The sequence below is a fragment of the Timaviella obliquedivisa GSE-PSE-MK23-08B genome, assembly GCA_019358855.1.
GTDB classification, from domain to species: Bacteria; Cyanobacteriota; Cyanobacteriia; order Elainellales; family Elainellaceae; genus Timaviella; species Timaviella obliquedivisa.
The window spans coordinates 62,560-85,707 of the sequence record JAHHII010000013.1 but is presented as its reverse complement, the minus strand read 5'-3'; the positions used below and the strand labels follow the sequence as shown (position 1 = coordinate 85,707).

Below are 23,148 nucleotides of genomic sequence, written 5' to 3'. Positions count from 1 at the left end.
GGGATGGGTGACTTGAGGGTTTAGCGGACTTTTATGTTTTGCTTGACAATGCGTTTAAAGCTTGTTTGAAGTTGGTTCCAGGGACGATCGGGGTTTTGCCAAAAGTATTTGAGGCTGCTGATGTAAAGGGATTTGACGTGAGGATTTGTGTAGGCGATCGCCGCCAGGCTGACCTTATGAGATTTTCCAAACACGACAAATACCTCATTGGCATACAGCGGCACCAATCCCATCCAGGCTAGTTTACCGAGAAGTGCGCCATTTTCCGACACCATGCCTTTGTGGAGAATTGTCCAATGGAACTTCTGTAAGCTGGGATTGTAGTTGCGCAAGTCGGGCAAAGACGAGGTGTATGCCGGAATGTGTTGGGGGAAGAATGCCCGAAAGACAGTAGGAGCGAGGATTTGCTGCTGGGGCTGGAGACGCTGTTGGACAAAGTTAATAGTTTCTTTCCAGGGCTGCGATTCAAACAGAGCCGCAGCAATTTTACCAGGTTCAACCGTTGGAAAGGCTTGGGCTGGAAAACTCTGAATAGCGCTAAACGCTAAGCCAACGGGACGGCGATCGGGGTCGTGGGGATTGAGGTCTTGCGGGGAAATGGTGCGATTGACTTGGAACTTGAGGCGTGTAAAGGGTGTGTTGCTGATTAGGGCGACGCGAGGAATAAGGGCTTGAACCAGGGTAATGCCGTGGCTATAGAGAATACCCAGAGGAATGGGGCGATCGTTGACTTGCAGGGTGAGGCTTTGCAAAATGTCCGGGGCAAGGGTATTGATGATACAGAATTCGACGGTGAGATCTTGCTCGATCGCCAACGGCAAGTCTAGGGTTGAGGTGATGCCGGGACCTGTCCAGCGGAATGTGGTTTCGCTGCCTTCACGCAGATGCCAGCCGGAGCCAGAGAGCGCCTGGTTAAAGTCGAAGTCCAGATGAGAGGTGAGCGATTGCGGTTGTTCGGCATAGCGATCGCGGTAATGCTGCTCTAATAGATCTGAGATTGGGATGGCGGTTGGCTTGAAGCGATCGCCAGAAGTATCGCTGTACCGCTCTTGCAAAGTTTGCACCATTTGGGCATGGCGATCTGCAAAAAGTTCCTGAGCGTACTTGTAAAGGTCAAGATCTAGGGAATTGCGACTGGCGATCATTTCCAGTATCTCTGGCTCTAATTGATCTTGCTTTAGCTTACGGGAACCAATCATTAAGTTAGAGTACTCCGCTAACGGATTCCAGCCAAACGTGTAGGATAAAAGCGCTATCGAATCTTGAAAGCGTTCAACTAAGCCGAAACAGGCAAATTCTGTGAGGTGCTGCTTTGCCATAGTTAACCATTTGTCTGGCTCATCTTTATAACGGCTAAGCGACAAATGGCGCGTTTGGGAATTCGACATACTGGGGTTTTCCAGGTCGCTAACGTACTCCATCAGGCTCATTGTCTTGGCTTTGTGATGGTTGAGGAGTGCCTCAGTGCGGGTAGGAACATTGCGCCGCATAAATTCATAGCCAGAAATCACTCGTTCAATCGGATGCCGCAGCATGGTGATGTAAACGGGCTTGCAGGGCAGCAACTCACCAATATCGTAAAAAAAATGTCCCCGAAAAAGCTGATATTGAGCTAATTCCTGTCTCGGAATCTCTATTATTTCGCTCCACACTTCAGCGGGGCAAATTTTAGATTGATGAAACTTTGAGTTTAGCAGTGAGGTTAGGGTGGTGCCTGCGGTTTTGGGGATGTGGATGAAGCACAATTGCTCATCTGAAGTCAGCCGATGTTCGATGGGTTGGCTCATAGACTTACCGCGCAACTTGTCCAAAGGGGCTGTCAGTCGCGGGTTTTCCTTTAGGTTTCACTTTGGATTGAGAACTTAGAGGCTGAATGGCATCTAACCCAAGGTCAACGCCCGAAGCTCTGGAGTATTTGACGGCGATCTCTCTAGGATCACCAATCATTTTAATGACGTGGTTCTCGATCCACATGGCGCGATCGCACAGTTCAATGATGCTGGCGATCGAATGGGTGACGAGGACAATGGTGACACCACTTTCCTTAAAAGCCAGCATCTTTTTCTGACACTTTTGTTGAAACCGGATATCGCCAACGCCCAATACTTCATCAATTAGCAAAATTTCGGGGTCAAGGTGAGCGACGACTGAAAAGCCCAAGCGTGCCAACATTCCGCTGGAATAGACCCGGATGGGGCGATCGATAAATTCTCCTAACTCAGAAAATTCAATGATTTCCTCTAATTTGCTTTGCACTTGGCGGCGAGTTAGCCCCATCAAAATACCGTTAAGGATGATGTTATCTTTGCCATTTAGCTCTGGGTGAAAGCCAGCGCCGAGTGCCAGTAAAGGCGAAACTCTGCCCTTAACCACAACTTTCCCCTTGTTGGGTTTCAACACGCCTGCAATGAGTCCCAGAGTTGTACTTTTGCCTGCGCCATTGTTGCCAATAATTCCAAAGTTTTCGCCCTCACTAATAGCAAAAGAAATGTCGTGAAGTGCTTCAAACTGATCTTCCTGGAGCGATCGCAGACTCTTTGGAAAATTAAACAGAACGTTTTTAATCCCTCGCACATGACGATAAAAGGGATAGGACTTACTGACGTTGCTAAAACTAATAATCGGATCGTTCATATCACTTCTGCGAACTTCCAAGAAAGCTTTCGATAAACCCAATAGCTGATCACCAAAAATAGCATGGCGTAGGTGACGCTGACCAAGATGTGCTCAGGGTTAATTGTGCCCTCTAAGAGCAACTCTCGCCAGCTCGACACCAAATAGAAAAACGGATTGAGTCCCAAGAATTTCGTAAATTCCTCAGGAATTTGGCGCTTAGTGTAAATGACAGGCGTAAAGTAAAAAATAAAGTTCATAATAATTCCCGTCAACCGCTCCAAATCCCTAAAGAAAAGATTGATTGATGCCAAAATCAACGAGATGCCGTAGGTCAACGCCAACTGAATGAGCATCAGTAGGGGGATGCCATAAATCCAAGACCCATGGAGAGGCAGTTTATACAACAAAATAAACAGCATAATCACGGGCAAAGACATCACAAAATGAATCAAATGATTCAACGTCGTGCAAAGAGGAATCAGCGCAGTGGGAAAGCTAACTTTTTTAATAATGGAGGCGTTACTGATAAACATATTGGGCGCTGCCCCGACCGAGTTGCCAATCCATTGCCAGGGAAATAGTCCACAAATCACGACTACGACGTAGTTCTCAATCTGCACTTTGAGAATGACGCTAAAGGCGAAGTAATAGACAAAGGCGGCAGCCAAAGGATTGGCGATCGACCAAAGGTAGCCCAGTAGCTTGTTGCCATACCGCACCTTTAGCTCTTTTTGCACCAGCACCGTAACCAAATCACGATAGTTTTCCCAGTCTCGGCGTTGACTCAGATGCTTAACTTTTTTAATACCCCGAACCCATCTGCCGCTTACACTCACAAGTTTTACTCCCTACACACCAGCGACTCTTTGAAGGTATCTCGAACCAGTTGCTCAGAATTCCCTCAATCAATATGTTTCTGAATTGACGCTTTTAGTTGCCAGAACATTAATCTACCTTGTAACATCTTCTAGCTTCAGTGATTTTTGCCTGACGCTCTCAACCCTGATCCAAAGCACGATAATACTCTACTCCTTTAACTCGATGCAAAGTTTGCTCACTCCATCTAGTCTTTTAGACGACATTGGTTCGATGACGTTCCTGTGTCATTGTTTGCTCGGGAGTGGGGCATGAAAACCGCAGTCATTCATGAATGGCTGGTTACGTATGCAGGCTCAGAGCGAGTTGTAGAGCAGATGCTATCGCTCTATCCAGAAGCTGATTTGTTCAGCTTGGTAGAATTTTTGCCAGATGAACTGAAGTATTTTATCCAACATAAGTCTGTCCAAACGTCTTTCATTCAAAAACTACCCTTCGCCAACCCCAAATTCCGGCAATACTTACCGCTAATGCCATTGGCGATCGAGCAATTTGATCTTTCAGCTTACGATCTCGTCCTTTCCAGCAATCACGCCGTAGCCAAAGGCATCCTCACTCACCCCGACCAACTGCACATCTGCTATGTCCATACGCCCATTCGCTACGCTTGGGACTTGCAACAGGAATATTTGAAAGGAGCGCAGCTTAATCGAGGGATTCGCTCCTTTTTTGTGCAGTTAGTGCTGCATTACCTACGACTTTGGGACGTTACTAGTGCTAACCGAGTCGATCACTTTGTCGCGAACTCTCACTTTGTCGCTCGACGAATTTGGAAAACCTACCGCCGACCCGCACAGGTGATTTATCCGCCCGTAGCGGTCGATCGCTTTCAGCCGAAAAGCCAGCGAGAGGACTTTTATTTCATCTTGTCCCGATTTGTGCCCTACAAGCGTGTTGATCTAGTGGTCGAGGCATTTACGCGCCTGGGATTACCACTGGTTGTCATTGGCGATGGAGCAAACTGGAAACAAGTGAAAGCCTTGGCTGGAGAGAATGTTCAGCTTTTGGGGCACCAACCTGATGCGATCGTCGTCGATTATATGCAGCGCTGTAAAGCCTTTGTGTTTGCAGCAGTTGAGGACTTCGGGATTGCCCCTGTCGAAGCGCAAGCCGCAGGAGCGCCCGTGATTGCCTACGCCAAAGGAGGAGTCACGGAAACCGTAATTCCAGATAAAACAGGTGTATTTTTCCTTGAGCAGACTGTAGAAAGCCTCGTTGAGGCAGTGTTGAGGTTTGAGTCGAAGGCTGACATTTTTGATGTCGAGGCGATGCGCCAAAATGCCGAACGATTTTCTCCAGAAAACTTTCGGCAGCAGTTCTCCGAGTTTATTGATAAAAAAATGTCAGATTTTATATGCGAAAAAGGTGCGTGATCTACTAGATTTAGAGGCGGTTTGAACAGAAGCAAGGCTTTGTACTGCTTCCTTTCAGGCTGCCTATAGGTTTGAAACGTTACCGGAATGGCATAGAGTATTAGCGTGAGGAGAAACGATTTGCAATGCAACTTAACCGAACGTTACAGCCTGCGCTTTCCGCCTTAACTGTGTCTACACGCTCATGGCCTACGCTGGCAATTACTCTTGCCACTGACTTTATGGCGTTGAGTCTGGCAGCAATGATGAGCGTTTATGTTCGTCTGTATCTAGATGGACAATTTCATCCTTCCCTTTACTGGCAACTTTATCCCGTCCTAATTCTGTTTATCGTGGCTTACGCGGCGGGGGGATTATATCCAGGGGTAGCAATTAGTCCCGTCGATGAACTGCGGTGGATTAGCTTATCGACAACGCTGATTTATCTGGCGCTAGGGGCAACAGTATTTTTACGGCGAGAAGGCGAGGTCTATTCTCGGGGCGTGTTTGTGACGGCATGGATCTTGTCGATCGCCCTGGTGCTGCTGGGTCGAGCGTTAATGCGATCGCTCTTTGCCCACAAGCGTTGGTGGGGATATCCCGTTATGGTTTTAGGTGCTGGAGTAACGGGTGAAATGGTAATTCGCACGCTTAAAAGTCGCCCCGGTGTAGGGCTAAAACCCGTCTTAATTTTAGATGATGATCCGGCTAAGCATGGCTCTATTTGCGGAGTACCCGTTGTGGGCGGCGTGGCGTTAGCGCCCTCTCTAGCCAAGTCTCGCCACATTCCCTACGCCATCATTGCTATGCCAGGGGTGCCTCGGGAGCGAATGCTGCAAATTCTAGAGCGATATGGCAGCACTTTCGCTCATCTGCTGATTATTCCAGACCTGTTTGATTTTTCTAGTCTTTGGGTGTCGGCAAAAGATATGGGCGGCATTTTAGGACTACAAGTCCGACAACGGCTGCTGTTGCCGGGCCCTCGGCTTGCTAAATTTTCTATTGATCTATTCCTGACTTTGTTGGGCGGCGTTGTTTTGCTGCCCATGGTCGGAATCATTGCCCTGCTCATTAAGATAGATTCTCCCGGTTCGATCTTCTACGGGCAGACTCGAATTGGGCAAGGCGGCGAACGGTTTACTGCCTGGAAGTTCCGATCGATGGTTCGCAATGCTGACCAAGCGCTACAAAATTATCTCGATCGCCATCCTGAGCTTCAAGAATCGTGGGTCAAAGATCATAAACTTCGTGAAGATCCACGGGTAACGCGGGTGGGGCGTTTCCTCAGGCGCACTAGCCTTGATGAACTGCCGCAACTTTGGAACGTTTTGCGTGGAGAAATGAGCCTGGTCGGACCTCGCCCCATTGTCGATGAGGAAATCGATCGCTATGGTGACAAGTTTGCCCTATACACTCGTGTTATTCCTGGCATCACAGGACTCTGGCAAGTTTCAGGACGCAACAATATTACCTACCAAGATCGGGTAAATTTGGATGCCTACTATGTTAGAAATTGGTCGGTATGGCTCGACTTGTACATCCTGATGCGGACAATTTTGGTGGTCATCACTGGAGAAGGAGCTTATTAGAAAGAATGCAGAAATTCAAAATCTGGCAGATCTTTCGCCTCAGCTTCGTCACACTTCCTTATTTGTTCTACGTCAGCTTTGTTGGCATCTTTGTGGTCATGCTGCTCCATCGCCTCCGGTTTGGACGCGTCGCCCTCGATCCATTAACCCGCAACAGCTTGGCTATTATTGGCGGACTGCTGATTTTGAGTTGTGGCTTTGCAGAAAACCGCTCAGAGGCTTTGCTTCAGCTCGCTAATTTTTTACCATTTTTCCTCTTTTTCTCTGTGCTGCCGTACGTGCTAACAGGAACAGAGCGCTTGGGGCAATTGGCGCTGGATCTGGTAATTGCAGCAATTCCGCTAAATTTGTTGGCTTTGTGCGAGTACATTCTTAAATCTACTTTTATCCCTCGCGTCATTCGACGGATTCCGTCGGTGCGATCGCTCCGAAACGCGCCCCATAAAGGTCGAGCAATGGTAGTGTTTACCCATCCCAATTCGCTAGCCAACTATTTAGTGTTGATTTTGGGATTGGGGCTGGGGTTAATTTTGTATGATGCGAGCCGAAGTTCAGAGCGTCTGGAGCCGCAGCAATATGGTAGAACCCGAAAAGTTTTGCTGTATGTTGGCACCTTTTTAACGCTAGTCGGCATCTTTTGTTCAGGGTCGCGCAATGGGCTACTTGTGGCGATCGTTCAAATAATTTTGTTTTGCCTTTGCGTTCAAGGGAATCGCAAAATTCTGTTGCCAGGTCTATTCAGCGTATTGGCTTTGCTGGCTGGCTCGGCTGTGTTGGGCATCGGACGGCGATCGCTCGACATTCTGCACTGGGCAGATGACCCCCGACCCAGAGTATGGAGCATTGCCTGGGATTTAATTAAAGAGCGACCTGTCATGGGCTGGGGACTCGGTAACTACAAGCTAGAATTTGTGCCTCGCCTGCTTGCCCAATATCCGTCCTGCTTGATGGAACGCACCTACAAGGTCATTCCTTCCAACTGTGCTGATGTTAATCATCCCCATAACTTCTGGCTACTGCTAAGTTCTGAGGTCGGTCTTGGGATCATGCTAGGGTTTAGCCTGTGGGTTGGGTTTATTTGCTGGCAGGGAGTTCTCCGTGTGATGACGGCTCAGTTGAGCGGCTGGTCGCGCTCAGTTTTGTACGCTTATCTTTTTGCCTTCTTCGGTTGCATAAGTTTCGCCATCATGGATGTAACGTTCTACGATGTACGGTTGAATGCTACAAATTGGCTGCTTCTAGCTGGGATTTATTCAGCGACACGAGAGGGGGAAAAGAGCTAACGGCGATCGCCATAGCCACTCTACTTGCAAGCACAATACGGGTACATTGCCAGAGGTTAAATTTCCTCAGCCCAGAGCTTCGTCTCTTCACCCACAGATTAATCCCATCACCTGAGCAATCTGCTGCCGTTGCTCTGCGTCATATCCCCAACGCTCCAGAAAAGTTTGATACTCACCCACTCCGGTTTCGGCACTGGCTTGAAGCTGGGCTGCTTTCTCCGCTACTTCAGGCAGTTGGACGCGCTGAATTAACTCAGCCGTTCGTCGCTGTACCCGGTCTGAGCCTCGCGCCATGGCTTCGTTACTATTACGACGATGGGCGATCGCGATACCGGTTGACATTGCCAAGTTTTTGACCAATAGTTCAGCCACAATGAAGGGCGAGGTCTGGAGCGCCTTAATCACCGCGTCAGTAGGCTGGTCGACAAAGGAGCGATCGTCTGTGAGATACGTCACGAAAAAGCCCCTAGCGCCATTCTCGGTGCTGACTAGAGTGGCAATAGCAGCTTGAATTTCTGGTTCTGATAGTTGCTCAAGTTGGGTAAGCAAGTTTTGAGTCAGGGCGATCGCTTGCTCAAAGGTGATGGCTTCGGTCATATTTTTAGATAAAAATTAAGGAGTATCCTTTACTTGTAGCATCTGTTACACCGTGATGATCGTGTACAGAGCCTCCCTTAAAAATTCCTCAAAAGCTAGGGTCATGTTGGTCGTCCCAGCATTGTTCGTTGTACCAAGAGCGATCGGTCTTTTCGCAAGTCGCTTGGTCTTGCAGCCACGGAATACTTGCAGAATGAGTTTCAATGGGTGAAGCCGTTGGGTATGCGGCAGTGGAAACATAATTCCATGCCAGTCCTAGCGCTACTGCCGTAGCACCTAAAAGTCCAATACTAATAAACTGATGGAGATTGAGACGAAGATGACGGGATCTCAAAAGCCTACTCCTGTTACAAGGTTCTTAGAGGTTGTCTAAGAAGTCTAGGTTGCTATCCAATCCGCCCCCTAAATCCCCCATTTTGGGGGACTTTGAAGAAGGAGTGGCTCGGAAGCCCCCCAAAGTGGGTAGGGACGATTCTCTAAGAAGAGAAAAACTGCTTGAATCCCATAATCTCGTTAGCCATCAAAATAGGAGCAACGTAACAATGCGGGATTTAAGTTTTTTCTCCAACTAACGAATCAGCCCTACTGCCCAAAGTGGGGGGTTAGGGGGCGAGTGTAAGAATCTTTGATACTTCTCAGACATCCTCTTAACTTTACATACTGAGACTTACTTGGTATAAAATCAATTTATTCTCAGTCTATTTACTGAAAAATGATAAAAAATTAGTAGATACAAAGATGATGCAAAGATGAGATACGCCTGTACCATGGACAATCATGGCGATCATTTCCTCAAAGCCTTCTCCCGAATCTCATTCCAACGACGATCTGCTGCCCGCGCGATCGCCGCGCAAGCCTATGGAGCCTGATATTTTGCAAGGAGCGGTCACTCCTGATGAATATGGCAAGCACGAGGATACTCTTCGCCCTCAAAAACTTTCAGATTATGTTGGACAAAAGGCACTCAAAGAAGTACTAATGATCGCAATTCAGGCGGCAAAATCTCGTAATGAGACGTTAGATCACTTGCTGCTGTATGGTCCACCTGGACTTGGAAAAACCACTATGTCGCTAATTTTGGCGGCGGAGATGGAGGTGGGCTGCAAAATTACGAGCGCCCCAGCCCTAGAGCGTCCGAGAGATATTGTGGGACTACTAATCAATTTACAGCCGGGAGATGTCTTATTTATTGATGAAATCCATCGATTGCCGAGGATGACAGAGGAAATTTTGTACCCTGCAATGGAGGACTATCGGTTAGATATTACGATCGGTAAAGGGCAGAGTGCCAGGACGCGCAGTATTCCCTTGCAGCAATTTACCTTAGTGGGAGCAACGACGCGGGTAGGGGCATTAAGTTCACCCTTGCGCGATCGCTTTGGCTTAGTGCAACGGTTACGTTTTTACGAAATTGATGAGCTAACTGAGATTGTGCTGCGAACGGCAGAGATTTTGAATACACCAATTTTTGGGGATGGAGCAGAAGAAATTGCCAGGCGATCGCGGGGCACCCCGCGAATTGCGAATCGGCTGCTGCGTCGAGTTCGGGATTTTGTAGAAGTCAAGGCGACAGGACAAAAAATTTGTGGGGCGATCGCATCGGAGGCGTTGGAGTTATTTAATGTTGATCCCTGTGGGTTAGATTGGACAGATCGGCGGTTATTGTCCTTCATGATTGAGCAATTCGGCGGTCGTCCAGTCGGTCTAGACACGCTAGCAGCAGCTACGGGCGAAGATGCCCAGACCATTGAGGAAGTTTATGAGCCCTACTTATTGCAAATTGGCTATTTGCAACGAACGCCAAGGGGAAGAATTGCGACTCCAGCCGCCTGGAAGCATTTGGGGTACGAGCTTCCCGAGACTCAGTTGCCAATATTTTAAGGCTAGGCTGGGCTGGACTCTCTAAGATTTTTTAAGAGATTAATTTTTTTAAGAGATTAAAGGTAAGCATCAAACTCCTTAAGCAGGGAACTGTTTTGAGCGCAATGCAGCTTTCTTCAAAAAAATGGTTCAAGGCAAACTTCTTTTCCAACCTGGAATTGCTACAACTACCTCAATTCAAAAAATACTCCATAGGAGGGTGGTTGATTTGTCAAACGATTGTTATCTTTTGTTATATAGTGAAGCAAAGGTTACTTCTGGGTATTCTTAGCGGCAACCCCGAGATAAGCGCAGGTGTAATTTTGTTTGTTTCAACTATTCTGTTACTTCACCACTTTGGAGTGAGATCATGGATGAATCTATTGCGTTATCGCTTGAACAGCAGTTTAGTTTGCGTTCCTTTGAAACCCAGGTTGATCGGATGAGCCATGAACAAGCTCAAGACTTTCTGGTTAAGCTCTACGAACAGATGATGTTGCGAGAAACAATGTACAAGCATTTTCTCAAGCATGAATGGGGTCTTGAACCTCAGCCTCGGTTCGACTAGCTTGGTTGCAGTCAGCGACCTCCCTCTTTAGCTTTGTTCCTAATTGGAAAGGAGCTAGTGATGCTGGGGCGCTATTGCTGCGATACAAGAATAGAAGCATTGTTTTCAGGCTAACCTTCAGTTGGATTCAGTAGTGTTAAGGTTAAGAGGAAGAGACATTGACCTTCGCTGAATGGATCTTTAGCCATGTTTCAACGCCTTTTAGTTTGTACAGATTTGTCAGATGGCTTACATCGACTGCGTAACTTTGTGCCTAGTTTGGCAGCAGGCGGCATTAAGCAAATTACTTTTTTACATGTTATTCCTATTTTAGACACGCGCGAAATTCCTCGTGTTGATGAGCAGAAAGTAGCAGCAGCGCGCGATCGCCTCACTTTCTCTCCTTACGAGGGCATAGATATTAAGGTTCAGGTAGAGTGGGGAAAACCTATTGCTCAGATCCTCAGCGCTATCAAAACCTACCAGCCTGATTTGCTCATAGTAGGTACGCCTACCCGCAGTTTACTCACCGAAAAACTGATGGGTAGCACTCTGATGGATCTGTGCCAGCAGGTTTCGGTGCCATTAATGATTTTGCGCCCCCAATTGGTAGGAGCATACACTGATGAAGAGCTAGATCTGCGCTGTCGGCACTTATTTCGCTATTTACTAATTCCTTATGACGGTACTCAAACAGCAGACTATTTGTTAAAACAAGTTAAGCAAAAAGCTCAAAACCGCCCTAAAGATTCTTTAGAAGAATGTTTATTATGCTGGGTTTATCAAACTTCTGGACGACGAGATTTACCCAAAACTGAGTTTTCACAAGCTTCTCAGGCAAAGTTAGCAGAAGCCTCAAAAGAGCTAATAGCGTTGGACTTACGAGTTAGCACTGAAGTTGTAGAAGGAACTGCCATTCAAGAAGTTTTAGTGGCAGCGCAGGAGCATAATGTCAGCGCGATCGCCATTTCATCGGGTAGTTTAGGCAAAATCATTGAGATTTCTTCTCCTAGCTTTGCAGGCGAAATCCTCCGAAAAAGTTGGCACCCTGTCATTTACTTCCCACCCGCCCAAGGCTAAACCAATCTATTTAATAACTTAAGCTCTCATCACCTTTGTTATGGATACTCTCAAGCTTCATCAAAATTTTAGGCTTCAGAGTTTCAAGTGCTGCTTTTAGGTGCTCTTTACTGATATCTGGCACAGGTTGAGACTGTGTTGAAGTACTTAGGTTAGCCCAGTCGCGCAACAGTTTGCATTGTCCGGGTGCAATGCTTGAGGCTTGCACATTAATACAATGCTCAGGTGACTGTTTTTGGAAAAAAAGCACATTGTATTTGCCTGCATTGCCCAGTAGCATTGTCATTTGTCTACCTGAAGTAGTTTTCAGGTCTAAGTAACACGGCAACCAGCGGGGCCCATGCTCTCGGTTGTAGAGCACGGTTAACCACAGCACCATTGGGTGAGGGGCTTCCATAAACAAAAATTGATTGTAGCGAGTGCAAACCATCCGTTTCTCAATCTCGGCTTTGGGCAGCATGACCCAAAGGGTTGCCAAGTTGCCATTTTGTGAGGGTAGGGCTCTTGGAAACACAATCTCGGCAATCGGCATGGTTTTGGGCCAGGCAGCTAGCTGAAAAACCTCATCGGTAGAGAGGATATCTGACCCTTTCGGTTGCAAGACGACCCCTTGCGGGTATCTCGAAGGGCGCGCCTCTTCGACCCAATCTTGGGCAACGGATTTAATAGGCAATTTGCGGTTCAGAGAAGCTTCAATGCGACGAGCAACCTCTCGACCCGCACCATAGCGTTCTTCTAACGGCTTAAGTGCCTCTAGGATTTGTGCAACATTTTGGGGGCGATCGCTGGGCGCTTTTGCTAGACAAGCCACTACCAATTCTTCCAACAGCTTAGGCAGCTTCGCATTGGGGTCTGCCTCTTCAAACGACTTAGGCTGATGAAAATGGTGAACTTTATACCATCCGCCAAAGGACTGGGTACTCGCTAGCAGCGGCATCGCTCCTGTCAGCATTTGAAACATCATAATGCCGAGGCTGTAGATATCAGAGCGAGCATCTAGCTCATGCCCTTCCATTTGCTCAGGTGATGCGTACGCTAGGGTGCCCATAAAACAGCCCGTTTGGCTAACTTCAGACTGAAGAATTTTGGCAATGCCAAAGTCTAAAATCTTGACCAGTTCGCCCAGGCTATCATCCTGGCTCACCAAAATATTGCTAGGCTTAATATCTCGATGAACGATGGGATAAGTCATCCCGTCCATTTTGATACCTTGGTGAGCGCATTGTAGCCCCAGACAAATTTGGCGAGTTAAGTTTAAAAAGCGAGGAAGTAGAAGCGCTTGGCGTTTAATAACTTCAGTCAAACTTTCACCCTTTAAATATTCCATCACATAAAACGGAATGCCGTCTTCGTCTACACCATAATCCATGACCCGGACAATGTGCATACTGCGCTGCCCCAGTTGAGCACAGGTTTTTGCCTCTTGTTCAAAGCGAGCGAGCATTCCTCGGGTTAGGAGAGTTTGTGAAAGAAATTTGACTGCAACAGGGACATCGCCTAAAACGTCATCATCGGCTTCGTAGACACGACCCATCGAGCCTTGCCCCAGTAGCCGGGTTAATCTGTAGCGATCGCGCAATGTGCGACCCAAATTATAGTCTGTTGTCATCATGCAAATTTGAACAACCCAAAGCTGTCACTGTTGAAACGTCGGACTAATCGGTGGCTAAGTGGAGTGGCGAACCGAATAGAAAGATGAACCGCAATGTCCTGTCTACTCTATGTCAGACGACCGAGGTCAGACCACCTAGAAAAGTTGCTGTTACCAGAAACAATTTCTTAATAGGTAGAGAGTGCCCAAATGCAGAATATTGAACTCATTCTGGCAATTTCTGCTCACTCAGGTTGAAAGGCGATCGCTCCTAGGAAATAACAAAAAATCCTCTCAACAAGGTTGAAAGGATGTAGCTTTAACTAGATTTCAATGCAATTTTAACGACTCGCTGTGCCCAGTACATCCAACTTAACTGGCGCAACCCCTGAGTTAATCAAACCAATGACTTGGGCGGCTCCTGCCGAAAGGTCAATGAGGCGATCGCCTGCGTAGGGCCCTCGGTCATTAATCCGCACAAGTACAGATAACCCATTGTCCATGTTAGTGACGCGCACCTGTGTCCCAAACGGCAAATTGGGGTGAGCCGCGGTCAAGGCATTTTCATTAAACACCTCGCCACTAGCACTCATGTTGCCATTAAAGCCAGGCCCATACCAAGAGGCATAACCGCTGACTGTGAGTTGGAGGGAACCTACCGAAACCTGAGTGACGCGCCGGGGTGCACCTTCAACTTCTGTCAAAGGTTCAGCGTCACCTAGTAATCGGCGCAACCGATTAGTCACTTGTAGAGCATCTTGTTCTGCATTATGGGTCGTGTCTGCCAAGATAGTAGCTGGATCAATAGCGGTTAACGTGTCCTCGCCTACCTTAATCAAGTAGCGTTGTTTGGGCTCATCCCATACGGCTCGAATGCTGCTGGCATCAATACTATTACGGTGGAGTTGATTGATTTGAGCAGCGATCGCCGTTGCTCTCACAGCCGGGTCATTAGAACTTTCAACCGGGGCGCTGCTGGCATCTGCTGGTCGAGACTGAAGCACTGCAACTTCATTAACAGCACTGTTGGCGGCAGAACTAGCAACCTTTACACCAGTATCTAGGGAAGAGCTAGAAGCCCCGCTAGAGTTGCCTTCCGAACCTAAAAACGAAAGGACTGGAATATTGCGAACATAGATTGTTGCAGCCTGACGACCCTCTGACCGATAAGACTGCATAACAGCTACTGAGTCTTCAGCCTGTTCACTAGACTGATACTCTCCCACCTTAACTGCTTCAACGCTAGCTTGAGTCGCTACAGTTCTCTCGGAAGCAGGGGTAGAGGAGCCAGAATTAGCTCGATCGCCTTGTGCTGGGGGAACCTCAACTTCTGCAAGAACGTCAGATAGCATAGAAGCTACTTGACCCACCTTGGTTTCTTCAACAGAAGGGCTGACCACCGAACCTTGGATCGGGGAATTAAGGGGCGCTTGAACCACCTCATTGGTCACATTATCCTCTGGTTCTACAGCCGATGCTGCTATGGGGTTTGCATAGATAGGAAGTGCAAGTCCCAATATTGTCATCAGTAGAGAGACAGCGGCAAGACCGCTCCAAATTTTAAAATTCATAGATCCATTGTGAAAAGAACAAGACAGAACCAGTGCAGCCACCCTGAAGCAAGGTATTAGACCTTGAAGCAAAGCGTAGGAATTGAAGCTAGGGACTGCTTTAATCGGCGCAAAGGAGAGTTGATTTAGATTTCAACTAATGCTGTCAATACAAAATGCTTTAACAGCATTACCAAGGCTCTATCGGAAGCATGATTCGAGAAAGTTAATGGGAGCACTAGAATCAACATAGATAACACCCAACTCATACTCGTTACGCATTCACTTTTGTTCCTGAACTGCAACAGACTAACACGAAGCTTTTGCCGTGGGGATCAGGGTTACGGAAAAGCCGAGTTAACTTTACACAATCTTTACATTTTCAATTTAGACCTTAATCCCTCTCTAGCAAGGCGATCGCTCGGCTTTGCGTAAAAACAACTTCATGAAAACTTTATGTTAACTTTACTCTTTGTTAATTAAGCAAATAAGCAATATGGACTAAGTTGTCAGAATAATCTCTCCTCATCAATTAACTTAGTACTACAACAGCCTTAACTGAGCAGGCTCATCTTCTATAAATCTGAGATTTGGCTTGCTGCTTTCCTTAGCAAGAAGGTGGTCTTTTTCTGTCTCTTCCTGCTCTTGATGCGCAGACAACAGTAGAGCTTGTGCCACATGAACCATGTCTGCTGCGATGTCTTCGAGGTGAGGCTGGTTTGCAATATAGGTTTTCAATGCGTCTAATGGCGCAAGGTGATGCCCTGTGCCGAGTTCGGGCAGTCGTGGACGAGCAAGCTGGCTGACAAGTTCGGCATGGATGTTGTAGGTGTGTGCTACGGCTAAGACCTGCTGAAGCACTGTGTTATCGACTTGATCAATTTGTTCTGAGCGAAGCTGGTAGATCAGGCGGACGACAGCATCTTGAATATTTTCTGAGGCGATCGCTTGCAGCAACATTTCCTGAGGATCATGAGCTTTAGACAAATCAACCCGAATCGTACAGAACTTGCGCACGGGCAATGGGCAAAACTCCATGCGCGTGTTGCCTTGCTCCACCTCTACCAATACAAACCCTTTATCTTCTGACTCTTCGCTAAAGTCTACTCGTTCAATGCTGCCGGGATAAACCACATAGGGCTGCTCTGACAAAACTTGATGGCGGTGAACGTGTCCTAATGCCACATAGTCGAAACACGGGCGCGCCAGTAGGGATAGGGGAACAGTAAACCCTTTGCCTACCGCTAGAAACCTCTCGGCACCCAAACGGGCATTGTCTGTCATTAGGTGCGCCAGTAATACAGTGGGGCAGTTAGGGTCGAGCCGCCGGATTTCGCCTTCCATGGCGACTCGGAGGCGCTCGATTAACAGCTGATTCACTTCTAATAGAGAGAGTCCTTCAGTTTCGGGGCGGGTGAGGAGAGTAGAGCGGGTTAGCCAGGGCAACGTCATAATCTGGATAGCACCGCTGCGGGTTTGAAGGGTGTGGGTTTGCAAACGATCGCCCACTACAAAACCTGGAACGCCCAGAGTTCGGTAGATACACAGGCTTGCTCCGCCCGATCCCTGGGAGTGCTGATCGTGATTGCCCACTAATAGAACAGTAGGAATATCAGCATCGACCAGTCGCCGAAACTGCCGCGCAAAAGCTTCTTGCACAACGGGAGGCGGTGTAGCATCAGGGAAGGCATCGCCGCCGAAGAGTACCAGATCAACGGGTTCTGCAATAGCGCGATCGATGCAACGTTTCAAGGTTTGAATAAAATCTTCTAGCCGACTATTCAGACCTGTTTCGGGGTTAACTCGTCCATGGGAAAAACCGCTGCCTAAATGAATGTCGGAAAGATGGAGAATTTTGATCATTAGGATGCTTCTAACGAGTCTGACTGTACTTAGAAGTTGCTCAAACATTTAGCGGGTGAGGGTCTGCGTCTATTCTAGATGGCTTTAGATTGGCTTGACTTAAGAGACGTTTTTAGATCTGACTTCTCTGGCAAGGCTTCTAGGCTTAAGCCTGAAAACCATTACCATAATGAGATTCAATTTGGCTGGCTTTTATCATGGCTCATTCTCCGATCGGCGTTGCAGTTGTTGGCACAGGTTTTGGTCAAAAAATTCATATTCCAGGGCTGCAAATTCATCCGCACACGGAAGTTGTGGCGGTTCATCACCGCGATTTAGAAAAGGGTAGAGCGATCGCCCAAACTCATGCTATTCCCCGTGCTTGCCAAACTATTGAAGAACTGGTTGCCCTGCCTGAAGTACAAGCCGTCACGATTTCTACGCCGCCTTTTTTGCACTACGACATGGCGAAAAAAGTGCTGCAAGCGGGCAAACATTTGTTGCTGGAAAAACCGACAGCGTTGAATGTGCAAGAAGCCGTTGAACTTTATCAGTTAGCGGAGACGAATGGGGCGATCGTCATCCTCGACTTCGAGTTTCGGTTTGTCCCGGCATGGCAGCGGTTCGCCGAATTGTTAGCAGATGGTTATGTCGGGCAAAAGCGCTTAGTTAAAGTCGATTGGCTTGTTTCGGGTCGTGCCGATGCCAGTAAGCCCTGGAACTGGTACGCCCGCAAAGACCAGGGAGGCGGAGCGTTGGGGGCGATCGGCTCGCATTGTTTTGATTACTTAGCTTGGCTGTTTGCGCCTGCCAAACGCTTAAGCGGTCGGCTCAGCACTACGATTCCGACCCGCATTGACCCTACCGATAGAAAAGCTAAACCTGTAGATGCCGACGATACTTGCTGCATCACGCTAGAACTAGCAGACGGCGTATTGTGTCAGGTGGCGTTGAGTGCAGTTACTTATCAAGGGCGGGGACATTGGGTCGAGGTGTATGGCGATCGGGGCACGCTCATTTTAGGCAGCGATAATCAAACTGACTATGTGCACGGGTTCCGCATCATGGGCAGCCAAAACGGACAGCCTTTGCAAGCGCTAGAAATTCCGGAGCAACTAGCGTTTTCGCAGACTTATCAAGATGGGCGGCTGGCACCCTTTATTCGGGTGATTGATCGATGGGTGCAGGGAATAGAGTTAGGGCGATCGCTCCAAGATATCCGCAAGAAATCGCCGACACCCTCACTGCGAGAAGGCGTGTATTCTCAGTTGCTCATGGACTTAACGCACCAGTCCCATGAAGCAAATGCTTGGATGGAAGTGCCAAACTTAGAGAAGATTTTGACTTAGGCTTAACTGAAATTATTTATAAGCCTTGACTCTATAGGTCATGATCTATAGGTAATGAGAAGCACTGCTTCATCCGACGCTCCCGAAGGTGAAGCAGCACCTCTTCACAGCATTATGCGGAGCGATGGTAAATCGGGCAAGGAATTGCGGGTTAAGTATCATGAAGCAGCAGAATGCAGAGCGGTTTAAGACTTCCGGAATAAATCTTGGTATGGTTGTAGCCTAGGGGCAAGCGATTTTAGAATTTGGCGATCGCTTCACAACACAGAAAATATGGCACTGATTGTTCAAAAGTATGGCGGCACATCGGTTGGTTCAGTTGAGCGGATTCAGGCTGTGGCACAGCGGGTGAAACAAACTGTGCAGACAGGTCGTTCCGTGGTTGTGGTTGTTTCGGCGATGGGCAAAACCACTGATGGACTAGTGAAATTGGCACACGACATTTCGCCCAGCCCTAATCGGCGGGAAATGGATATGCTGCTGTCTACTGGCGAACAAGTGACGATCGCGCTTTTGAGTATGGCGCTGCAAGAAATGGGTCAGCCAGCGATATCAATGACGGGCGGACAGGTGGGCATTGTTACTGAAGCTGAACACACCCGCGCCCGCATTCTCAGCATTCAAACTGAGCGGATAGAGCGGTATTTGGCAGATGGAAAAGTGGTGGTAGTTGCGGGCTTCCAAGGCACAAGCAGCTTGGATGAACTAGAGATTACGACGTTGGGGCGTGGCGGCTCTGATACGTCAGCCGTGGCTCTAGCCGCTGCTCTGAAAGCCGACTGTTGCGAAATCTACACCGATGTTCCCGGTATTCTCACTACCGATCCTCGGATAGTGCCAGATGCCCATCTGATGACGGAAATTACGTCGGATGAAATGCTGGAGTTGGCAAGTTTGGGAGCAAAAGTACTGCATCCTCGAGCAGTAGAAATTGCACGGAACTATGGCGTTTTGCTGGTGGTGCGTTCGAGTTGGACGGATGAGCCGGGAACGCGCGTCATATCGCCCATTCCTCAGCCGCGATCGCTGGCAGGACTAGAAATTGCTCATCCGGTTGATGCCGTAGAGTTCGATCTAGATCAATCCAAAGTAGCCTTGCTGCGAGTGCCCGATCGCCCTGGCATTGCAGCGCGGTTATTTGGCGAAATTGCGACGCAAGATTTGGATGTTGATTTGATCATTCAATCGATTCATGAAGCGAATACCAATGATATTGCCTTTACTGTCACCCACAATTCTTTGACCCGTGCCGAAGCGGTTGCCGAAGCGATCGCCCCAGCGTTGCGCCACGATCTTGATCCGGCGGCTGGAGAAGCAGAGGTATTAGTAGAACGCAAAATTGCCAAAGTTAGCATTGCAGGCGCAGGCATGATTGGGCGACCGGGTGTTGCCGCAACGCTGTTCTCTACCCTGGCAGATGCTGGAATTAATATTCAAATGATTTCGACTTCAGAGGTAAAGGTGAGTTGCGCCATTGATGCCGCAGATTGCGATCGGGCGATCGCGGCTCTTTGCCAGACGTTCCAAGTTAGCAGTTCTCCGGTTGCGGCCCCTGTACTAGCCTCATCGGCTCCAGTACGCGGCGCGGCTCTTGACCTGAGGCAAGCGCGGCTAGCCATTCGGCAGGTGCCCGATCGCCCGGGGATGGCAGCGAAGATTTTTCGTCTGTTAGCCGATCGCAGCATTAGCGTTGATATGATTATTCAGTCTCAGCGTTGCCGATTGGTCAATGGAGTTGCAACCCGTGATATTGCCTTTACGGTGACGCAGGTGGATGCAACGGATGCTCAGGCATTGCTGCAAGTGGCGGCTCAGGACTGGGGCATGGGTGAAGTGGTGGTGGATCAGGCGATCGCCAAGGTTAGCATCGTGGGCATGGGCATGGTCGGCTGTCCGGGAGTGGCGGGACGCATGTTTGAGGCGTTAGCTCAGGAAGGAATCAATATTCAGATGATTGCAACTTCTGAAATTAAAATTAGTTGCGTGGTGCCTGAAGAAGATGGGGTGAAGGCGTTAAAGGCAGTTCACGCGGCTTTTGAGCTTTCTGGGACTGAACGAATTTTCGTGCCTGCCTGACTGTTTTGGAAAGTAGCTTTTTAGGGAGTCGCTTCAAGGAGTAGCAGTCTTGAGATACTCTTGCTCAGCAACTCGCTTTAAGCGCCGCAACTGGGTCTGCATATCTTGCTTTGTCCAATTAAAGGCAAAGGTGTTGAAACCATAGCGCACGATCGCATTAGGAATCTGGAACTCGAAGCGGTTGACTAAGCTGGTGCCTTTTTCAGTCGGTAAACATTCCCAGCGATCGCGTCCTCGGAAAAAACCCGAGAATTCCCATACCACTAGTCCTGGCTTCCGTTCTACAACGACGCTGTTGAGGCTGGGTTGCAGCAAGGGAATCTGAATCACAAATCGACTTTTTGCCCCTAACTCTGTGCTCCACTCTCCAATCGGTTCACACCGAAGAGCCGGGTTAAGCCAACGATGCATTAATACCGGATCGGTAATGCACTGTTCGACCGCAGTGGCGCTGGCACGTACTTGTATCGATTGTTCAAAAACTTGGTGAGACGACATTTGGGTAATCTTCTCCACATGCGGGATGCCACTAACGCTACTTTAACTAGATTTACCCTTCTGTGATTTTATTTTTGAGATTGGTAAAGCAAAACACTAGTTGCAGATCAAATTTAGTGATAAGTTCTCGGTGGGTTTCGGCAATCTGTGCAGTTTTTGTAAGGTTTAGGGTTTTCTGCCAAGGCTAATGTTCGGGAAGGTTACATCTTACTAAGGGGCGGTTGCAAAATAGAGTGGTCGAAGACTATTGTCTGATTGTGAAATCGTGACGTGGGTTTCATAAAATATTTGCGTCATTGTCCTGTTTGCTTTAGTCTTGTGTGCTTTAGAAAAGCAATCCGTTTGCTCTAAAGTCGTTGGGTCGAAGCTCCTAGAAAAATGACTTCTAGCACAAACTTGGACGATTTTAAGGAAAGCGATTGGCGATCGCTCAAATCCAACTATATTCTCAAACATTTAACAACAGCCTTAAACGTTCGACAGCAGTAGCTTGAGTCACCCTGATTTTGATTATTCTAAATTACCTTAGTTAAGATATCTTGCTTAGATCCTACTTTCCCCACTTATACCTAAATCTTGAGGTTTTTGACAAACTCTTCTACAATAAGCGCTCAAACGGACTTCATGTTTTCTTGATGAATTCTCCATCTACGGTTTAAGGTCATTATGAATGCAATCAGTTTCGGTGTTTTCCCTGAGTTAGACCTGTCTTATCTATTTCAGATATCTTGGTTAGCTCAAGCACCCGTTCAGCCTGTACCTGTTCAGTCGGCACCTATTCAGCCAGGAGCAAGTGCGGCATCTGGACTTTTTCAAGGGACTGGCTTTCAGTTTGGTCAGTTCATTCCCAGCTTCTTGGGAGCGCTGGTTATTTTGATTGTGGGTTGGCTTGTTGCAACTATTGTTGCGAGTTTGATTCAAAGCCTTTTGAAAAAGACGGGCATTGATCACCGAGTCTCAGGGATGGCGGGTCAGCGCCGAGGTGAAGCGCCCTTTCCGATTGGCAAGTGGGTGGCAACAGCCGTTTATTGGCTAATTTTGGCGTTTACACTGGTGGCATTCCTCAATGCGCTTCGTCTTGAAAGTGTTTCAACTCCCCTCAATGCCTTCTTGCAACAGATCCTCAGCTATCTGCCCCGTCTGGGTTCTGCGGCTGTGCTGCTAGGAGTTGCTTGGATTATTGCAACGCTGGCAAAGACGCTAGTGACGACTGGGTTATCTCGCTTTAACTTAGACGACAAGTTGAGACAGCAGACTGGCGACATGGGTGGAGAAAGCCCAATCGTTGTTAGCGAAACTTTGGGGAACGCCCTCTACTGGTTTGTATTCTTGTTTTTCTTGCCGTTAGTGCTGGATGTCTTGCAACTGCAAGGGCCGTTGACTCCGGTACAAAATCTGCTTGATCAGATTCTGTCGGCTCTACCGAAGATTTTGACAGCGATTATTATTGGGGCGATCGGTTGGTTGGTGGCTCGGATCGTCAAGGGCATTACAACTAACTTGCTGGCAGCGATCGGCACCGATCAATTAGGCGCACGGATGGGCTTTAACCGTTCTGCGGGCGGAATGTCGCTCTCGACGCTGCTGGGTACGGTTGTGTATGTGCTGGTGCTAATTCCGACGGCGATCGCCGCCCTCAATGCCCTCGACATTGCCGCCATTTCTACTCCAGCGGTGGCAATGTTAAACCAAGTGCTCACGAAACTGCCCCAGATTCTAACGGCAGGGCTAATCGTGGCGCTATTCTACTTTATTGGGCGATTTGTCTCCGACTTGGTGGCTAACATCTTGACCAGCATTGGGTTCAACAATATTACTTCTTTATTAGGTATTCCCCCTCTGCCTCGCCCTGTCCGACCAATCGTGGTTCAACCCGTTCAACCAATTGACCAACCGATTGATGAAATAGGCATGGGCATCAATACCCCCCGTACTGAAGCCCTGCTGCCTAGCCGCACCCCTTCGGAAATCGTTGGCATTGTCACCCTGGTTGGCATCATTCTCTTTGGTGTGGTAACTGCTACAGAAGTTTTAGGACTGCCTGCCCTGACCGCTTTAGTGAATGGCATTTTGGCAGTTTCTGTGCGCGTCTTGGTTGGTATCGCCATCTTTGCAGTAGGTCTGTACTTAGCTAACCTGGCATTCAAACTGATTACTCTTTCGGGGGGGCGTCAGGCTAATTTGCTGGGTCAAACTGCTCGCATCTGCATTTTGGCATTTGTTGCAGCAATGTCTCTTCAACAAATGGGCATTGCTAGCAGCATTGTTAACCTGGCTTTTGGTTTGTTGCTGGGTGCGGTGGCAGTCGCCGTAGCGCTAGCTTTTGGCTTGGGCGGTCGGGACATTGCCGCAGAAAAAATTCGGGGCTTCCTCAACTCCTTTGAAGATGGCAAGTCTTGATGTAACACTCGTGGGTAACACTCGAAATTAGAATGCATTACA

General features: G+C 48.2%; 18 protein-coding genes. 9 read left to right on the top strand and 9 right to left on the bottom strand.

The window, feature by feature from the left end:
- Window positions 1-20: 20 nt before the first annotated feature.
- Genes KME11_19050 through KME11_19040 form a run of 3 tightly spaced genes read right to left on the bottom strand, consistent with a single transcriptional unit; the run spans window position 21 to window position 3,452 of the window.
- The gene (locus KME11_19050) at window positions 21-1,787 is read right to left on the bottom strand and encodes a sulfotransferase family protein (GenBank protein MBW4517311.1); all 1,767 of its coding nucleotides are present in this window, start codon (window positions 1,785-1,787) and stop codon (window positions 21-23) included.
- Between the two features lie 4 nt (window positions 1,788-1,791).
- A complete protein-coding gene (locus tag KME11_19045) occupies window positions 1,792-2,634 on the bottom strand; it encodes an ABC transporter ATP-binding protein (GenBank protein MBW4517310.1) in 843 nt (280 codons plus the stop codon).
- Entirely contained in the window at window positions 2,631-3,452 is an 822-nt protein-coding gene (locus tag KME11_19040) for an ABC transporter permease (GenBank protein MBW4517309.1), read from the bottom strand. Before KME11_19040 ends, KME11_19045 begins: the two co-directional genes overlap by 4 nt.
- Before the next feature lie 291 nt (window positions 3,453-3,743).
- Here KME11_19040 and KME11_19035 point away from each other — a divergent pair, with 291 nt between their 5' ends.
- From KME11_19035 to KME11_19025, 3 genes are all read left to right on the top strand, one after another.
- Window positions 3,744-4,865 carry a glycosyltransferase family 4 protein gene (locus KME11_19035; GenBank protein ID MBW4517308.1) on the top strand — a complete coding sequence of 374 codons (1,122 nt, stop codon included), beginning with the start codon at window positions 3,744-3,746 and terminating at the stop codon, window positions 4,863-4,865.
- Window positions 4,866-4,990: 125 nt separating this feature from the next.
- Window positions 4,991-6,433, top strand: coding sequence for an undecaprenyl-phosphate galactose phosphotransferase WbaP (gene wbaP / locus KME11_19030; protein MBW4517307.1), 1,443 nt, complete (start codon window positions 4,991-4,993; stop codon window positions 6,431-6,433).
- 5 nt (window positions 6,434-6,438) lie between these two features.
- Window positions 6,439-7,716, top strand: a complete 1,278-nt coding sequence (locus tag KME11_19025) for an O-antigen ligase family protein (protein MBW4517306.1) — start codon at window positions 6,439-6,441, stop codon at window positions 7,714-7,716.
- A gap of 87 nt (window positions 7,717-7,803) precedes the next feature.
- Here KME11_19025 and KME11_19020 read toward each other — a convergent pair whose 3' ends face one another.
- Together KME11_19020 and KME11_19015 are read right to left on the bottom strand one after the other, a co-directional pair.
- The gene (locus KME11_19020; protein ID MBW4517305.1) at window positions 7,804-8,313 is read right to left on the bottom strand and encodes a hypothetical protein; all 510 of its coding nucleotides are present in this window, start codon (window positions 8,311-8,313) and stop codon (window positions 7,804-7,806) included.
- 88 nt (window positions 8,314-8,401) lie between these two features.
- A complete protein-coding gene (locus tag KME11_19015; GenBank protein ID MBW4517304.1) occupies window positions 8,402-8,647 on the bottom strand; it encodes a hypothetical protein in 246 nt (81 codons plus the stop codon).
- 443 nt (window positions 8,648-9,090) lie between these two features.
- On the opposite strand from KME11_19015, the gene ruvB reads away from it, so the two are divergent.
- The 3 genes from ruvB (at window position 9,091) to KME11_19000 (ending at window position 11,800) form a co-directional block, all read left to right on the top strand.
- On the top strand, window positions 9,091-10,194 hold the full coding sequence (gene ruvB, locus KME11_19010; GenBank protein ID MBW4517303.1) for a Holliday junction branch migration DNA helicase RuvB: 1,104 nt from the start codon (window positions 9,091-9,093) through the stop codon (window positions 10,192-10,194).
- A 349-nt stretch (window positions 10,195-10,543) separates the two neighbouring features.
- Complete coding sequence (locus KME11_19005) at window positions 10,544-10,741, top strand: NblA/ycf18 family protein (GenBank protein MBW4517302.1); 198 nt, start codon at window positions 10,544-10,546, stop codon at window positions 10,739-10,741.
- 186 nt (window positions 10,742-10,927) lie between these two features.
- The gene (locus KME11_19000; GenBank protein ID MBW4517301.1) at window positions 10,928-11,800 is read left to right on the top strand and encodes a universal stress protein; all 873 of its coding nucleotides are present in this window, start codon (window positions 10,928-10,930) and stop codon (window positions 11,798-11,800) included.
- A 10-nt stretch (window positions 11,801-11,810) separates the two neighbouring features.
- Here the strand turns inward: KME11_19000 and KME11_18995 are convergent, their stop codons facing one another.
- The 3 genes from KME11_18995 to sbcD all read right to left on the bottom strand — a co-directional run bounded on the left by KME11_18995 (window position 11,811) and on the right by sbcD (window position 16,804).
- Window positions 11,811-13,409 carry a serine/threonine protein kinase gene (locus tag KME11_18995; GenBank protein ID MBW4517300.1) on the bottom strand — a complete coding sequence of 533 codons (1,599 nt, stop codon included), beginning with the start codon at window positions 13,407-13,409 and terminating at the stop codon, window positions 11,811-11,813.
- Window positions 13,410-13,732: 323 nt separating this feature from the next.
- Window positions 13,733-14,962: a septal ring lytic transglycosylase RlpA family protein gene (locus tag KME11_18990; GenBank protein ID MBW4517299.1), complete on the bottom strand. Its 1,230-nt coding sequence runs from the start codon at window positions 14,960-14,962 to the stop codon at window positions 13,733-13,735.
- Window positions 14,963-15,484: 522 nt separating this feature from the next.
- Window positions 15,485-16,804 carry an exonuclease subunit SbcD gene (gene sbcD, locus KME11_18985; GenBank protein MBW4517298.1) on the bottom strand — a complete coding sequence of 440 codons (1,320 nt, stop codon included), beginning with the start codon at window positions 16,802-16,804 and terminating at the stop codon, window positions 15,485-15,487.
- A gap of 197 nt (window positions 16,805-17,001) precedes the next feature.
- Between sbcD and KME11_18980 the strand changes: the two genes are divergently transcribed.
- Entirely contained in the window at window positions 17,002-18,132 is a 1,131-nt protein-coding gene (locus tag KME11_18980; GenBank protein MBW4517297.1) for a Gfo/Idh/MocA family oxidoreductase, read from the top strand.
- A 273-nt stretch (window positions 18,133-18,405) separates the two neighbouring features.
- Window positions 18,406-20,208, top strand: coding sequence for an aspartate kinase (locus KME11_18975; GenBank protein MBW4517296.1), 1,803 nt, complete (start codon window positions 18,406-18,408; stop codon window positions 20,206-20,208).
- Window positions 20,209-20,241: 33 nt separating this feature from the next.
- Here KME11_18975 and KME11_18970 read toward each other — a convergent pair whose 3' ends face one another.
- Window positions 20,242-20,706, bottom strand: coding sequence for an SRPBCC family protein (locus KME11_18970; protein MBW4517295.1), 465 nt, complete (start codon window positions 20,704-20,706; stop codon window positions 20,242-20,244).
- A gap of 666 nt (window positions 20,707-21,372) precedes the next feature.
- Between KME11_18970 and KME11_18965 the strand changes: the two genes are divergently transcribed.
- On the top strand, window positions 21,373-23,106 hold the full coding sequence (locus KME11_18965; protein ID MBW4517294.1) for a mechanosensitive ion channel: 1,734 nt from the start codon (window positions 21,373-21,375) through the stop codon (window positions 23,104-23,106).
- Window positions 23,107-23,148: the final 42 nt, after the last annotated feature.

What these genes read in the sequence shown, in the direction of transcription:
- KME11_18990 (MBW4517299.1), bottom strand. Translation starts at nt 14,962, where the DNA reads ATGAATTTTAAAATTTGGAGCGGTCTTGCCGCTGTCTCTCTACTGATG.
- KME11_19025 (MBW4517306.1), top strand. Translation starts at nt 6,439, where the DNA reads ATGCAGAAATTCAAAATCTGGCAGATCTTTCGCCTCAGCTTCGTCACA.
- KME11_19005 (MBW4517302.1), top strand. Translation starts at nt 10,544, where the DNA reads ATGGATGAATCTATTGCGTTATCGCTTGAACAGCAGTTTAGTTTGCGT.
- KME11_18970 (MBW4517295.1), bottom strand. Translation starts at nt 20,706, where the DNA reads ATGTCGTCTCACCAAGTTTTTGAACAATCGATACAAGTACGTGCCAGC.
- KME11_19020 (MBW4517305.1), bottom strand. Translation starts at nt 8,313, where the DNA reads ATGACCGAAGCCATCACCTTTGAGCAAGCGATCGCCCTGACTCAAAAC.
- KME11_19000 (MBW4517301.1), top strand. Translation starts at nt 10,928, where the DNA reads ATGTTTCAACGCCTTTTAGTTTGTACAGATTTGTCAGATGGCTTACAT.
- KME11_18980 (MBW4517297.1), top strand. Translation starts at nt 17,002, where the DNA reads ATGGCTCATTCTCCGATCGGCGTTGCAGTTGTTGGCACAGGTTTTGGT.
- KME11_18995 (MBW4517300.1), bottom strand. Translation starts at nt 13,409, where the DNA reads ATGACAACAGACTATAATTTGGGTCGCACATTGCGCGATCGCTACAGA.
- KME11_18965 (MBW4517294.1), top strand. Translation starts at nt 21,373, where the DNA reads ATGAATGCAATCAGTTTCGGTGTTTTCCCTGAGTTAGACCTGTCTTAT.
- KME11_19035 (MBW4517308.1), top strand. Translation starts at nt 3,744, where the DNA reads ATGAAAACCGCAGTCATTCATGAATGGCTGGTTACGTATGCAGGCTCA.
- KME11_19050 (MBW4517311.1), bottom strand. Translation starts at nt 1,787, where the DNA reads ATGAGCCAACCCATCGAACATCGGCTGACTTCAGATGAGCAATTGTGC.
- wbaP (MBW4517307.1), top strand. Translation starts at nt 4,991, where the DNA reads ATGCAACTTAACCGAACGTTACAGCCTGCGCTTTCCGCCTTAACTGTG.
- ruvB (MBW4517303.1), top strand. Translation starts at nt 9,091, where the DNA reads ATGGCGATCATTTCCTCAAAGCCTTCTCCCGAATCTCATTCCAACGAC.
- KME11_18975 (MBW4517296.1), top strand. Translation starts at nt 18,406, where the DNA reads ATGGCACTGATTGTTCAAAAGTATGGCGGCACATCGGTTGGTTCAGTT.
- sbcD (MBW4517298.1), bottom strand. Translation starts at nt 16,804, where the DNA reads ATGATCAAAATTCTCCATCTTTCCGACATTCATTTAGGCAGCGGTTTT.
- KME11_19045 (MBW4517310.1), bottom strand. Translation starts at nt 2,634, where the DNA reads ATGAACGATCCGATTATTAGTTTTAGCAACGTCAGTAAGTCCTATCCC.